Here is a 14488-nt window from a genome sequence, read left to right as displayed (position 1 = left end):
TCACCGATTTGCCTGAATTGTCAACAAATATTTTTGGATGGATAAAACCGTCTCCTCCGCAAAAATCATGAAAATGTCAACAACGGGCATTTTTGCTCGCAATCTTTTTTTGGTATGATTACCTTCATGAAGTTTATTCAGGAGGCCATTTATTTTGTTATCTTCCAATCAAAAACGCCGTTTGACTTCCGTACAAATCATCGTGTTTTCCTATGTCGCGCTGATTCTGGTCTCGTCGTTGCTGCTCTGCTTGCCGTTTTTCCATAACCCCGGAATCTCGCTCTCGTACATCGATTCGCTGTTTACGGCTGCGAGCGCCATCAGCGTGACCGGGTTGACCGTGATCACGATTCACGAGGTGTTCAACCAGTGGGGCATTTTGTTTTTGACCTTGCTGTTTCAGGTCGGCGGGATCGGGATCATGACGTTGGGCACGTTTTTCTGGATGCTGCTGGGCAAGCAAATCGGTCTGGAGCAGCGTATCTGGATCGCGACGGACCACAACCGCTCCACGTTGTCCGGGCTTGTCGACCTGATGCGCAACATTCTCGTCATGGCACTGATCATCGAGTTGATCGGCACGATCCTTTTGGGGAGCCACTTTATGATCGCCGGTTATTACACCGATTGGTACGACGCGTTTTACCACGGCTACTTTGCCTCCGTCAGCGCTTTTACCAACGCGGGCTTCGATCTGCACGGCAATTCCCTGCTCGGCTTTACGCACGACTACATCGTTCAGACCATCGTCATGCTGCTGATTATTTGCGGGGCGATCGGCTTCCCGGTACTCGTCGAGCTGCGCACGTATTTTTCTTATCGCCGTGCCAAAGCACGCTTCACCTTTTCCTTGTTTACGAAAATTACTACGCTGACCTTCTTTTCCTTGATTGTCATCGGCGCTGTGCTCATCTACGTTTTTGAACGGCAGCATTTTCTCGCCGACAAATCGTGGGATGAATCGTTGTTCTACTCTTTGTTCCACTCGGTTTCCTCGCGAAGCGGCGGCTTGTCTACTACGGAAATCAGCCTGTTTTCCACGCCGACGCTCATCATGCTGTCTGCGATGATGTTCATCGGTGCCTCGCCGAGCAGCGTGGGCGGCGGGATTCGGACGACGACGTTTTTCGTGCTGATCGCAACCGTTTTCGCAAACATGCGCGGCTACAAGGACGTGAAAGTATTCGGACGGGAACTGGTCGATGAAGACATCATGCGGTCGTTCGTCGTCTTTTTCATCGCCATCGTCCTGGTGTTTATGGCCGTCATCATGCTTGTCTGGCTGGAAGACTTGCCGTTCCAGCACATTTTGTTCGAGGTCTGCTCGGCGTTTGGTACGACCGGGCTGTCTACCGGGATCACGACCCAACTGGGAGCGCCGGGCAAGCTGATTCTGATTATCATCATGATGATCGGGCGGGTCGGCATTATCAACCTGCTGCTGTTCTTAAAGCGCGATGACCGCATCGCACGCTATCACCATCCAAAAGAACGGATCATCATCGGGCAGTAAACAAATCTCGTTTCAACCAGCAAGAGCCTGGCGCGTTTTTTGGCGCACAGGCTCTTCGGCTTTTTTCTACTTTTCCCACTGGCTGTTGTACAGGGCAACCCGATACGGATACAGCTCGGCTGTCATCACTTCCTGTTTGACAGCGGGATCGTTTGCCATGACAGAAGCAGCCGCTTCCTCCGATTCAGCCAGAAAAATCGCGATGCCAAATGTCGTCTCGTCCATGTTTTGCGTGCGCCCGGCGAGGATCAGCCGATTTTCTGCGAGCAACTGTTGCAAATAGCGGAAATGCTCTCCGACAATTTCATGCTCTCTGTCCGTCCAGTTCGCAGGCTCCAGCAGCCGGGGCACGAGCTTTAGCTTGTACAAAAACTGTTGCAGTGAATCCATCCTCTCATCCCTTTCCTATTTCTTCTTTGTCAGCCACTGCCTTGTTCAGCTTTTGCAGCATGAAGCCGATGCCTTTGCAATCCGCAAGCGGAAAATGGCTCCGCTCTTCGCCAAACACGGCATGCATAATCCCGGTGAACTTTTTCCCGCCGAGCATGACGACCTCGTCCACATCGTCTAGCTGCTTGTCCTGCGCTTGCCGGATCAGCTCGTCAATCGTCACGATCTCCTCGCTCTTCGTTCCGAAAGCCACGTCGTAGTTTTCCGGGACGATATCGCTCGGCAATAAAAAACCGTGCTTGGCCGACAGGATGGCCCATTCCTGAAAAAACGTCCGGGCGTATGCCTGGCTTGCTTTGTGAAACGCGCTTTGGTAGACGTGCTGCGCCTCTGTCGCTTTCGCCTCGGGCAGCACATCCCAGATTTTTTTCGCTCCGCAGGCGATGATGCACAACCGTCTCACTGTTGATGTTCTGTCCTTTCCTCCCGCCTGGCGCTCATCCGCCGTGCAGCGTGCTTTCTTTACTTAGTATAGCAAGAAACCGCCCATGCTGCGGCTGTTGGCTATTGTATCCAAATAAAAAAAGGCTTTGCCAAAACATGCTGGCGAAGCCGTCTGTCTATGAACTTTTTTAAATGGCTTGAACGTCATCTTCCCAGCGCGGGCTTTCCGTTGCCGGATGCGCCATGGGCCAAACAGGCAGTTCCAGTACGTGACGATGCTTGCCCGGACCATAGTAATCTTGTTCGGCGCGCGCCAGGCGAAAACCGTGGGCAGACAAAGCGCGAACGGAAGAATGGTTCGTCTCGCTCACCGTAACCAGCACCGTCCGCAGCGTCGGGAAGCGCCGCAATGCTTGCAATCTGGCTTCAATCAGACGTTTGCCGATGCCTTGTCCTTGAAAATCTTTGCGAACATTGCTGAACAACAGCCAGCCTGTCGTCTGGTACATGTCGATGCCTGCACAGCTGAAACCGATCAGCTCGCCACCGCTTGTCGCTTTGAAGATCAGCTCGGGAAACAGCTCCATATATTTTTTCAGCTCATGCAAATTCATGCGATCTGGCAATGTCAGGTCGGCCAGCGTAATCATCTCGGCAAAATCTTCTTTTTTGGCGCATTCAATCCGTACTTCCATCCATTCTTCGCCCCCTGTCCAGTTGCCTTCGTCTATTCCACTCTAGCAAACGGATATAAAGCAGGGATGGATAGCGTGTGAATGAAATGTAAATTCGTGTAAGTTGATCGTCTGTGCTGTTTTTTTAAAAGGAGAGGGCATTAGGTCGTTCTTCTCTCCACGAGAATCGGGGCCAGCTCTCTTGACTCTTTTTTGCTCGACGGATGCAAAATTCTTTCGTACAGCATTTCAAAAGCGTAGTTTCCCATCAAGGTACTCGGACTGGAAACCGTCGTGATTTCCAACAGCTCGCCGACAGGCTGGTCGTCGCAGCCTACGATGGCGAGGTCAGACGGGATGCTGATCCCAAGACTGCCAGCCTCTTTCACAATCCCTGCGGCAATATGGTTGCAAGACACCAGCAGGGCAGACGGCGGCTCTTTCATTTGCTGGATATGGCGAGCGACGTCTTTTCCGTCCTGCACGATCAGACAATCTTCAAAAGCCCAGTCAGCCGATGGCTTCACATCTACTGAGCGAAGCATGTCGTGGTAAGCGCGCTTGCGATGAGCGCTGTTGAAGCTGTTTTTTCTGCCGATGCAGTAGCCGATTTTCCGATGTCCTTTGCTGATCAAATACTCCATGCCGATTTGGAAGGTCAAATAGTGGTCGATGTGGACGCTGGACACGCTGGCTGTCTGGTTGGCTTCACACGTGATGATCGGCCCGTATTCGGCGTACTCGTCAAGCAGCTCGCAAGAAGTGGACCGCGAGCACATGATCAGCCCGTCCATTTTCTTGTTTTTCAACAGGCGTAAAATGTTGTGCTCCTGTTCAGGTACATTGTTTGTTTGGCAAACCATCAGATTGTACTGATGACGGGCTGCCTCTGCGGCAATGCCTTCGATGATCGAGCTGTAGTATTGATTGTTGACGAGCGGCAGCGTGACGCCGATCACTTTCGTTTTTCCGGTCGACAAATGGACGGCATTGCTGTTTTGCACATAATTCAATTCCGCGATAATCCGCATGATTTCCGCGCGTTTTTGTTCATTGACGTACGGATGATTGTTCAGGACGCGCGACACCGTGGAGACCGATACTCCCGCCAGCCTTGCTATTTCTCGAATGTTAGCCACTCCCAATTACCCCTCTGTTCATTCGAACCGTTCTTCTCTCCATCATAACGAGAATCCCCTCCTTTGCACCAGTTGAAAAGCTTGCCGGATCGCTGTGAAAGTGCAGCCAACTTTTCCGGGCAAATTTTTTGCTTGCTCTGAAAAGCGTTCCACACCGTATTCTACTTCCAACGATCTTGAAAGGAGCCATGCCCTCGTGTTTCGCTTCAAATTTGAGTATCTGCTGTTTGTCGCAGGCTTGCTGATTCTTGCCCTCGGCATCAATATGATGACGACCATTACTTCGTTCGGTCTCAGCCCTTATGATTCCCTGTTTATTGCCCTGTTCCAAAACTTCGGAGTGTCGATTGGCTTCTGGATGTTTGTGATCAACTTTACGTTTGTATGCATCGTCTTTTTTATGGATCGGCGTTATATTACGATCGGGGCCGTCGTCGTCATGGTTTTGATTTCTGTCTTCGTAGACATGATCGGCTCGATCGATGCGCTGATGGACGGCATCCGCTCGCTCCCGCCGCTTCTGACCTTGATCCTGGGCAACCTGTGCATCGGCAGCGGCATCGGACTGTATGTGTGCACACAAGTATGCACCGCACCGCAAGAGGCTTTCGTGCTCGTCGTCTCGCAGCGAATGAAGTGGACGTTCAGACGGACAGAAATCTCGCTCGCCTGCCTGTTTTTGACGCTCAGCTTTTTGCTGGATGGACCGATTTATTACGGAACGATCGTGCTGTCGTTTACCACCGGCTACATCATCCAGGCAGCGATCAATGCCGGAAACAAGCTTCTGTCCTTCGTCAATCGCGGGAAAGAAGGGCAAGTGCAGCAAGGAATGGAGTGAGTGAACAAGTGAATGATAGAAAGACATCCAAAAAAGCCGTCAGCCAAATGACGGCTTTCTCGCGCCTGCGCAAAACTATCAATCGCGCCGGCGTGATTTTTTATTTGTGCCGCTCGCTACCTACTTGCACTGCTCAGGCAACGACCTCGTACTATCAGGCTTGTCATCAATCTATCCCTGCCCACCGAACGCTTTTTTCTTCAAAAACATGCCCTACCATGCAAATAAAAACACGTAGCTAGCGAGTACGAAAACAGCCCAGAGGGAGCCTTGCAGCAGTTCCATGACAAAATGCTCGAACTCGTCCATTTCTTCTGCCCTGCCGATGCTTTTCCACAGACTGACGACCGGAAGCAACAACGCCAAGAGCATCGCGGCAACGGACATCCGCTTGTTTTTCTTGCGCGCGAGGCAAAAGACGGCTGTCCCTGCTGGTATGAGGAAAAATAGGTAATAGATCGCCCAAAACCATCCGGGCAGGCTCTCCCAGTCATGTTGTCCCTCCTGTCTCCGTGTTTGTACACGCTTATTCTGAAAAAGCTACTCTGCACTTTCCAATGATATTATATATTTTCCATTTGTATCCTTGTTGGTATGATATTGCACTCGCCATTTTCCCTTTATAGGCGTTACCTCGAGTTTTTCAGCATAAATCTGGTCTTTGGTCACCTCTCCAGACTGAACCAATCTGTTGTTTGGATCGAACAGTTCAAAAGTAAGGCTTCCACCATCCAAATTAATCTCATGTTTGACAAGCAGTGTATCGTATTTAGTTTTGTTAACGGTAATTTCCCTAATCACCTGTTTATATTTTTCCTCATATTCATTGGACAAAAAGACACCTTCTGCTGACCGCATAAAATGTTCTTGATAAAAAAAGGAGTAGTAGCTGATTCCCACCGCCAAAGCGATAAAGACGGCAATTAAAACGATCCTCCATTTCCTTTTCATACCGTTATCTCTCCTTCTTTCGATCTTCTGTAATGACTCCATCTACAATGTTGATGATTCGTTTTGTATATCCGGCGATTTTTTCATCATGGGTAATGACAACAATACTTTTGCCTTCTTCATTCATTTGACAAAGAAGCTCCATTAACTGCGCTCCATTTTTTTGGTCCAACGCACCTGTTGGTTCATCAGCCAGGATCAGCTCTGCTTCAGCAGTCATAGCACGTGCAATGGCAACTCTTTGTTTTTGGCCTCCCGACAGCTTGGATACATTTTTATCGCTCAAGTCAGCAATCCCGAGTTTGTGCAAATAATAGTCTACTTTTTCCTTCTTTTCCTTGAGGCTCATTTTTCGTTTAAACAAGGGCAGTGCCACATTTTCATATACGCTAAAATTGTGCATTAAGGCGAAGTTTTGAAAGACAAAGCTGACCGTTTTGTTTCTGATCTGGCTTAATTCTCTATCGTTTAATTTTTGGATCAAAGTGCCATTTAGCCTGTATTCTCCTTCACTCGGTATATCCATGCAACCCATAATGTTCAAAAGGGTCGATTTACCTGAGCCAGATGGACCCATGATAGAGACAAATTCGCCTTTATCCATGCGAATAGTCACTTGTTTTAAGGCTACAGTTGCATACTCTGCTTGCCCGAATACTTTCGAAACATTATCAAGTTCGATGAATGCCATTCAGTCTCTCCCCCCTACTAACTCTCGAAGTTGGAGTTTTTTTATCCGAAGCAACGGGATGAACACGGAAGAAAGAATAACCAGGATGGATACAAGCATGACTTTACCGTATAAAGGGAAAGCAAACATCTCCAGCTTTATATTCGCTACCGATGAATCTTCGAAAGCTTCCATCACGTAATTCAGCATAACCCCGGAAACTGCTGAAACCGTTACTATCCATACAAGTTCCATGAGAATAATCATGGAAATATCCCTTTTGGTTGCACCTGCCACCATCCTGACTCCCAGTTCATGCTTTCGGGCGTGAATCGACGAAAGCGTCACCGAAACGATTCCAATGATGGAGATCACTAAAAAGAACATCCCCATGAACAGGGAGAAATTGCTGACTTGCTTCCTGTTTTCCCTGTAAGCCTGCAACTCGTCACCAACTGTTGCCAGCGTTGGATTTATGCCTAATTCTCTCCCCTTTTCTAAAATGGCCGCCGAGACTTGATTGAACATTTCTGCGGAATCCAGTTGGATGAAGGTGTTATGCATTCTCACCGCTACATCCATCGGCTCGCTTTCCCTGACAATCGGAAAAAACGGAGCAAGAAAAAAGTTGTCCAGGTTATCGACCGGATCAGCAATGTAATCATTTCCAGATAACCATTCACTCCTCTGCTCAAGAACTCCAACAACTTCGTACACGATTTTCTTTTCATGGATGATGGTCTCAAACCGATCACCAAGATTGATGACATCCCGGTAGTTATATCCGATCAAAACCGGGATAACGTCACCGTCCTTTTTGGTGAAATCCGCTTCACCCAGTGGCCTTCCGTTAATGATCTTGAATTTTGCATATGAATAGATGCCTTTATCTAAAAAAACGATCTTGCTATTTTCAATCGCATTCTCCAACCTTGTTCCGGCATACTGTTTTTTGTTTTGTTCAAGAAAAGCACGTTGGTTCGGCAAATTTTCCGGTGTGATGGAGGTCGTATCAAAGGAGCCGTACCTCTGCACTCCAGGCGTTTGTTTGATAAAATTCTCCAAGTGACTAAATCGTTCTGCAAACCATTCTGTGTCATCCACATCCGCAAAAGACAACCGCAACGTTGTATCTTTATCCATCTGCATTACCGCAAATAGCTTTTTCTCTTGATAGTGCACGACGTCCATGGAAATAAACGCATGGTTCATCACCCAAAAGGAAAGCACAAGCTGTGTCATCATCAGAAAAACAGACAGCTTTCTTTTCCACATGGATGAAATAGCAATGGAAAGGTGCTCCATTTCTCTTCTCCTTATCCCCTGATAGCCTCAACTGGCTGTATTTTTACCGCCTTGCCGGAAGGGATGGCAGTAGTGAAAAATGCTGTTGCAAAAACAAACAAAATCGCGGCAAAGATAGTGGTGGAGGTAATCTCAACCGGATAATCGAGCCATTTGGAGAGCAAGCTTCTTATCATCCATTGAATAGAAAAACCTATGACAACCGCTATCAGGTTGATGACGCACATCTCCCCAAAAAGCATGGAGACGATATCCGCATTGCTGTAGCCAAAAGCTTTCCTGATACCAATTTCGTACTTTCTTTCATGAATCCAAAAGGCTGTAAGGTTAATCGCGTTGATGATCGCCAGAGCGTAGACCATTATGGATATGTAGATTTCGCCTCCCCTGTTGGGTGCAATAATCCCCTCTGTTTCTCCGTACGGGGAGGCTGTACATGTCACTTCCGGAAATAGACGCTTGGCATTTTGTTTAATCTGTTTTTCGTCTGCGTATGTATTTGTATAAATATTGTGGATCAAGAAAGGAATCGTTTTCGTGCTTTGCAATTTGCTCAAAAGCGTTGAGGAAAGCGACGTGGCCGGAATAACAATTTTGTAATCAATCGCTTTTGTTGTTTTTCCTTTCACGCCGATTATTCCGATCACTTCGTATTCTTCGTTATCCAACAAAATGTACGGTTTTCCGTTCTTGGTGCGTACACCTTTCCCTCTCGCTTTGCCAACTAGGGCTACTTTTTCTCCATTGATGATATCCGTTATATTCAGATATCTTCCTGTTTCTAATGGAAATCTCTGAACAACCTGTTTTGTCCAATATTCAGGCGTTACTGGAGCCATGAGACCATTGTGAAACATTTTTGCTCGGTCCAGAATAACTCCAGTTTGATCTGATATCCCGTCAAAAACCTTGAACAAAGCGTGTACATCTTGTTTGTCCGGAAGCTCCAATTCTATTTTAGTAGCATTCTGGGGTGCGTAATGAACCTGTTGCTGGATGAGTAAATGCGTATTCCTCACACTCGATATACCTATTGAAATGAGTACAATGGATATGGTCAGACCCAAGATAATCAAAGCGGTTGTGACAGGATGGGCTTTAAACTGATTTTTTATCGAGCTTATCGTCATGTATAACCGTCTCCTGAGTTTTTCAGCATTGAATATGGTTTGCGGCAAGCTACCGTCGTAGCCAAACAGAAAATAAACCGGCTATTCAACCGGTTTATTTTCTGTTTGAATGTTACGGAATCCTAGTCATCGGAGAAAGTATCAACGACAAGTTCTTTTTTCCGATCAGAGCTGTCAATCGAGTGTCTACTTTTGAAATACTCAGCTCCCGCATAAGTATAGCGGCATTCAGCAAGGCTTTTATCTCGATCATATTTGCTGCCGGAAACTCCAGAGTCGTCTTTCCACATTTCAAGTCTGACTGCAACATAGTTACTATTGTTTGGATTAATGAAGTCTGTTTCGGCTTCTGCCTTATCTTCATCTAAAAGATTCCAATCGACATCCAGTTTGATATCAGCCCGCAAATCTTTATATTGAAGAGTGTCGGTTTGTGTCTCCGCATAAGCAGAATTAGCTGCCGTCAACAAAGCGAGTGTTGCAGCAATACCAAGAAATTTTTTTCCCAAGTTCCTTTCCTCCCAAACTTACTTTGTCTATATACCTTGGCCAAGGGTAATAAGGAGAAAACAACAACAAATTTAGTGGTTTTTCCTTATCGACTTTTATTATACTTATCATTTTTGTCATTTTTTTGCAGAAATATGTAAAATATAGAAATTTATATTTTATTAATTTTTTGTATTTTTTTGTAAATCGCATGCATGAGGCACGCTTCCATCTTCTTGCCTTGTTCCATGAAAAAAACCGACGACAGCCGCATTCAAGCGGTCTATCGTCGGTCTTGTCACGTAAAACCTTTACTTTTTCACCGAAGGCATAACCCCGTCAGGAATCGGGCACACATACTCTTTGCCGCCCAGACGCTCCTTCAGCTCCGCTTTTGCCTTCGCGATCAGCTCAGGGTTTTGCAGCATGTCCACCGCCGTAGCAGCCATGACCTTTCCGGCGTGCAGCATGCCTTTGTGCGCCATCGAAGTAGCTCCCAGCGCCACCCATTGCCACGAGTGCAAAGTCGAACCATTGATAAAGCAAGCAGTCGTACACTGGGCGGTCGGAGTGATCCAGCTTACATCGCCAACGTCTGTCGAGCCGTTCAGCGGAATCGTCCCGCCGTTGTACGGGTTCAGCCATGTCACCATGTCCGGGTCAGGCGTACCCGGCGACTGTCTCTCCGCTGTTGCCTTTTCCTGTTCAGACAGCGTGGCACGCATCGCTTTGGCCAGTTGCAACTCCGCCTCGTCATGCACGGGAACACCCAGCTCCTGGTAGTTTTTGTACATGACCTCTTCCAGCGTCCGGTTTTGCACCAGATTGGAGCAAGCCTTGTCAAACACGATCTCGACTTCCGTTTCGGTCATCATCGCCGCGCCTTTGGCGATTTTGCACACGCGCTCGTAAATTTCTTGCACCTGATCGACTTTTGGCGCACGAACGAGGTAGAGCACCTCTGCGTATGGCTGCACGACGTTTGGCGACAACCCGCCAGAATTGGTGATCGCATAGTGCACACGCGCATCCGTGATGATGTGTTCGCGCAAGTAGTTTACGCCGACGTTCATCAGCTCGACTGCGTCCAGCGCGCTGCGGCCCAGATGCGGACTCGCTGCCGCGTGAGCGCTTTTGCCTTTGAACTTGAAATACACCTGGTAGTTCGCCAGCGACTCGACTGCCATGATGCTGTTGTAGCCCATCGGATGCCAGCAAAGGGCGAAGTCCACGTCGTCAAACAGCCCGGCTCTCGCCATGAACGACTTCCCTGAGCCGCCCTCTTCCCCTGGGCACCCGTAGTAACGAACCGTACCTGGCAAATTGTTTTCTTCCATATACTGCTTCACGGCTACTGCGGCCGCAAGCGAAGCGGTTCCCAGCAGATTGTGTCCGCAGCCGTGTCCGTTTGCCCCCGGCACCTCCGGCTCTTCCTTGGCCTGGCCTTTTTTCTGGCTCATTCCCGACAGCGCGTCAAACTCGCCCAGGATCGCCACAACCGGAGTTCCGCTGCCGAAGCTGCCGATGAAGGCCGTCTGAATCCCGCCCACTCCGCGCTCCACCTGGAAGCCTTCTGACTCAAGCGTCTGCGCCAACAGCTCAGCCGATTGGTACTCCTGAAAGCGCGTCTCCGCGAACTCCCAGATGCGGTCGCTCACTTTGATAAAAGAATCCCGTTTACTTTCGATCATTTCTGCAATTCGTTTGGTATCCATCAAGAAACATCCTCTCCAGGTCGTAGTTGATCAAAGCATGAGAGCGATAGAGGGTTTCTTTTACGTAAGAAGCCGTCTTGCAATCCGATTCAGCAGCTCGACGCTGCGCGGCAAAATTTCTTCCTGAATATCGAATTTCGGATGATGGTGCGGAGCCGGAATGTCGGTTCCGATCGCCATGTACGTTCCTTTTCCGCCGCGATCCTGAACGCGCTTGATCATGAAGCTCGCGTCCTCGCTGCCCATCGAGTTGTACTCGCCCATTTTAAAAGAAGTAAAGCCCTCGACTTGCTTGGCTTCCTCCAAAGCCAACACAGCCATTTCCTCGTCGTAGTTGATCGGGATCGCTCCCCCCACTACTTCGATTTTGTGCTCCAGCTCATGCATGGCTGCACTGTGCGCGATAATCGTGCGAACGCGCTGTTCCACCTCGGCGTTGACCTCCTCAGACACCGAACGGGTTTCGACAATCATCTTCGCATAAGCCGGAATGATATTTGCCGCTGTTCCCCCTTCCAGCACGCCCACATTCACGCGAGTCGCCCCTGTGCTAAAACGCGGAATCGCATGAATGTTGAGCAAAGCTGTAGCCGCGCCGAGCAGCGCATTTTTCCCCTGCTCCGGCGATGCGCCCGCATGGGAAGAAACGCCGTAAAAATGAGCGAGCATTTTGGTCGTAGCCAAAAACCCGTAAGAGCCGCCGTGCACTTCGCCAAGCGGGACGTTAACCCCCAGATGGTGGCAGAAAATGTAGTCCACGTCGTCCAGCATCCCTTTTTGCACGATGGAGTACGCGCCACGGACGCCTTCCTCCGCAGGTTGGAAAATCAGCTTCAACGTCCCGGCGAAATCCCCTGCTGCCAGCGCGGATGCTACGCCAAGCCCAATCGTCGTATGCCCGTCATGGGCACATGCGTGCATGTTGCCTTCATAGCGGGAGCGGAAATCGTGCGCTTGCGGAAAATGGTCTGCATCGGTGCTCTCCAAAACTGGCAAAGCATCCATGTCGAAGCGAAAAGCCACCGTCGGCCCGGGCTTGCTGCCCTTTTTGACGCCGATCACCGCCGTGTAGCCGCCGCGCATTTTCGCAACGATCTCCGGGTTGGCGCCGTCCCGCAACGCTCTTTCGTATGCGGCTTCCAGCACTTCCTCGGACGGCAATCCCCTGCGGGAATCGCCATCCATCGCGTCTTGTCCGTAAATGACGTCATAACCCATGGAAGTCAACAACTCTACCACTTTGGAAGCGGTGCGAAACTCTGTGAAGCCCACTTCCGGATGCATATGAAAATCTCTTCGAAGGGAAACCAGATCCAACATATCAATTCCTCCTGTTCATTCTGGAGTCATCTCTACTTCATGATCGGATAAACTCCAGGGCCGATTGGCAGACCCAAGAAATACCAAACAACTAAGAGCAATGTCCACAAAATAAAGATCGCGATCGGATACGGCATGATCAAGGCGTAATAGGTGCCCAGCTTCGCATCCTTTTTATATTCCTGCAAAAAGCCGAGGAACAGCGGGATAAACGGTGAGACGATCGCAAACGGAATGACCGAAGAGTCGGCAACCCGGAACGCCACCTGCGCGAATGCCGGATGGAAGCCAAGCGCCATGAACATCGGTACAAACACCGGGGCAAGCAACGACCAGATGGCGGAACCGCTGGCGATAAACATGCAGAGAAACGCGGACAAAAACATCAAGCCGATAAACACAGGTGCTCCGCTCATGTTCATTTGCTCCAGCAAATCGGTAATCGAGAGCGCCAGGAAGCTGCCCATGTTGCTCCAGTTGAACATCGCCACGAATTGGGACAGCGGGAAAATCATGATGATGAATCCTGCCATGCCTTTGATCGGGTCAGTCAAGAGAGCCGGGATGTCATTTTGCTTTTTGATCACTCCGACTTTGATTCCGTACGTAATCGCTACGGTGAAGAAAAAGAGCAAGATGATCGGAACAATCCCTGAAATGAATGGAGAAGGTACGACTGTTCCCAGCTTCGGATCACGCAAGAGCGCATTTTCCGGCACGACCAGCACAGCCATGACGGCAATGAACGCCAGCGCTGCGATACCAGCGGCACGCAAGCCTTTCTTTTGGATATCGGACAAATCTTCCAGTTTTCTTTCGTTTTTGCCTTCGCTTTTGTAAACACCCAGACGCGGCTCCACAAATTTGTCCGTGATAAAACCAATCGCCGCGGAAAGCAGCAGGACGGACGCGGACATGAAGAACCAGTTGTCGAGCACGCTCACAGTGATGTTCGGATCGACCGACTTGGAAATTTCCGAGCTGATCCCGGACAGCAACACATCTGTCGTCACGATCAGGATATTGGCGGAAAAGCCTGATCCAACACCTGCAATCGCGGCGAGCAACCCTGCCACCGGATGACGTCCGACAGCCAAAAAGATCAACGCGCCAAGCGGCGGCATAATCACGAACGCAGCGTCAGAAGACACGTGGCTGAAAAACGCGATGAAAGCAACGAGATAGCTGGCATAGCGCGCACTGACGCGCAGCGACATTTTGCGAATGACTGCTTCCAGCAGACCGACCTTCTCTGCCAGCCCTACGCCAAGCATCAGCGTCAAGATCGAACCGAGCGGCAAGAACCCGGAGAAGTTTTTAATGATGTTGGGCAAAAGCCACTGCAAGCCTTCCTGGCTGAGCAGATTTTTTACCTGGACTTGCTCATTTTTGATCGGGTCGATTGCTGTGACGTGGAAAATAGACAAAACAGCAGTGATGATCATCAAAGCAGCAATCAAATAAAGGAACAGCATGAACGGGTTCGGCAGCTTGTTTCCCACTCGCTCTACCCATTTCACCAGGCCGATTCCTTGCGAATATTGCTCATTCCGATCGATTTGTACGTTGTTTGCACTCATTGAGCATTCCCCCTAGGCCGTTTCTTTCTGTTGGTAACCATCATTCTCGTTTGTTTCGTTGGCGAAACAACGACGTTCTGAATGAGTGATCAGTCTGGATGCTGGCATTAAAGTGAAAGCCCTTTCATTTTAATCTCAACGCAATCCATTCATTCAAAAACGCAGTAAAGCTTGTCGTCGTGCCGATACTCCTTTCCTGGTCTTTGTTTCAGTCACCATTCACAATATGCGAATACAAAAAGACAATTTCGTTTAATTGAATTATATAACCTGAGTAACTTTTTTTCAATAGAGTTGTTTGACTTCTTGAAAAATAGAAAAGCTTCC

Annotated in this window: 15 protein-coding genes; 2 read left to right on the top strand and 13 right to left on the bottom strand. The window is 49.0% G+C overall.

All coding sequences use genetic code 11. From position 1 onward, the window contains the following. The first annotated feature begins 154 nt into the window (after window positions 1-154). Entirely contained in the window at window positions 155-1513 is a 1359-nt protein-coding gene (locus tag HP435_RS04420) for a TrkH family potassium uptake protein (protein ID WP_122966278.1), read from the top strand. Between the two features lie 66 nt (window positions 1514-1579). Here HP435_RS04420 and HP435_RS04415 read toward each other — a convergent pair whose 3' ends face one another. The 4 genes from HP435_RS04415 to HP435_RS04400 form a co-directional block, all read right to left on the bottom strand. Beyond that, entirely contained in the window at window positions 1580-1903 is a 324-nt protein-coding gene (locus HP435_RS04415) for a YciI family protein (protein ID WP_122966279.1), read from the bottom strand. A gap of 4 nt (window positions 1904-1907) precedes the next feature. Next, window positions 1908-2366: a DUF6884 domain-containing protein gene (locus HP435_RS04410; RefSeq protein WP_173597132.1), complete on the bottom strand. Its 459-nt coding sequence runs from the start codon at window positions 2364-2366 to the stop codon at window positions 1908-1910. A gap of 169 nt (window positions 2367-2535) precedes the next feature. After that, window positions 2536-3042, bottom strand: coding sequence for a GNAT family N-acetyltransferase (locus HP435_RS04405; protein WP_122966281.1), 507 nt, complete (start codon window positions 3040-3042; stop codon window positions 2536-2538). A 140-nt stretch (window positions 3043-3182) separates the two neighbouring features. After that, complete coding sequence (locus HP435_RS04400) at window positions 3183-4160, bottom strand: LacI family DNA-binding transcriptional regulator (RefSeq protein ID WP_122966282.1); 978 nt, start codon at window positions 4158-4160, stop codon at window positions 3183-3185. Window positions 4161-4356: 196 nt separating this feature from the next. Here HP435_RS04400 and HP435_RS04395 point away from each other — a divergent pair, with 196 nt between their 5' ends. Next, window positions 4357-5001, top strand: a complete 645-nt coding sequence (locus HP435_RS04395) for a YczE/YyaS/YitT family protein (protein ID WP_122966283.1) — start codon at window positions 4357-4359, stop codon at window positions 4999-5001. 213 nt (window positions 5002-5214) lie between these two features. Here the strand turns inward: HP435_RS04395 and HP435_RS04390 are convergent, their stop codons facing one another. The 9 genes from HP435_RS04390 to HP435_RS04350 all read right to left on the bottom strand — a co-directional run bounded on the left by HP435_RS04390 (window position 5215) and on the right by HP435_RS04350 (window position 14161). After that, a complete protein-coding gene (locus HP435_RS04390) occupies window positions 5215-5388 on the bottom strand; it encodes a hypothetical protein (protein ID WP_229049821.1) in 174 nt (57 codons plus the stop codon). Between the two features lie 153 nt (window positions 5389-5541). Then, window positions 5542-5952: a hypothetical protein gene (locus HP435_RS04385; RefSeq protein ID WP_122966285.1), complete on the bottom strand. Its 411-nt coding sequence runs from the start codon at window positions 5950-5952 to the stop codon at window positions 5542-5544. Between the two features lie 4 nt (window positions 5953-5956). Then, window positions 5957-6643 (bottom strand): ABC transporter ATP-binding protein, encoded by a 687-nt coding sequence (locus HP435_RS04380; RefSeq protein ID WP_122966286.1) that lies wholly within the window; start codon window positions 6641-6643, stop codon window positions 5957-5959. Further along, complete coding sequence (locus HP435_RS04375; protein ID WP_173598677.1) at window positions 6644-7927, bottom strand: ABC transporter permease; 1284 nt, start codon at window positions 7925-7927, stop codon at window positions 6644-6646. A gap of 11 nt (window positions 7928-7938) precedes the next feature. Next, window positions 7939-9057: an ABC transporter permease gene (locus HP435_RS04370; RefSeq protein WP_173598678.1), complete on the bottom strand. Its 1119-nt coding sequence runs from the start codon at window positions 9055-9057 to the stop codon at window positions 7939-7941. 122 nt (window positions 9058-9179) lie between these two features. After that, entirely contained in the window at window positions 9180-9566 is a 387-nt protein-coding gene (locus HP435_RS04365; protein WP_026558213.1) for a hypothetical protein, read from the bottom strand. A 291-nt stretch (window positions 9567-9857) separates the two neighbouring features. Next, window positions 9858-11261: a M20 family metallopeptidase gene (locus HP435_RS04360; protein ID WP_122966289.1), complete on the bottom strand. Its 1404-nt coding sequence runs from the start codon at window positions 11259-11261 to the stop codon at window positions 9858-9860. 60 nt (window positions 11262-11321) lie between these two features. Continuing rightward, window positions 11322-12581: an amidohydrolase gene (locus HP435_RS04355; RefSeq protein ID WP_122966290.1), complete on the bottom strand. Its 1260-nt coding sequence runs from the start codon at window positions 12579-12581 to the stop codon at window positions 11322-11324. Window positions 12582-12613: 32 nt separating this feature from the next. Further along, on the bottom strand, window positions 12614-14161 hold the full coding sequence (locus HP435_RS04350; RefSeq protein WP_173597139.1) for an AbgT family transporter: 1548 nt from the start codon (window positions 14159-14161) through the stop codon (window positions 12614-12616). Between the last annotated feature and the right edge of the window lie 327 nt (window positions 14162-14488).

It is taken from the genome of Brevibacillus sp. HD3.3A (genome assembly GCF_013284375.2).
Lineage (GTDB): Bacteria > Bacillota > Bacilli > Brevibacillales > Brevibacillaceae > Brevibacillus > Brevibacillus parabrevis.
This window is presented reverse-complemented; position numbering and strand designations above follow the sequence as displayed.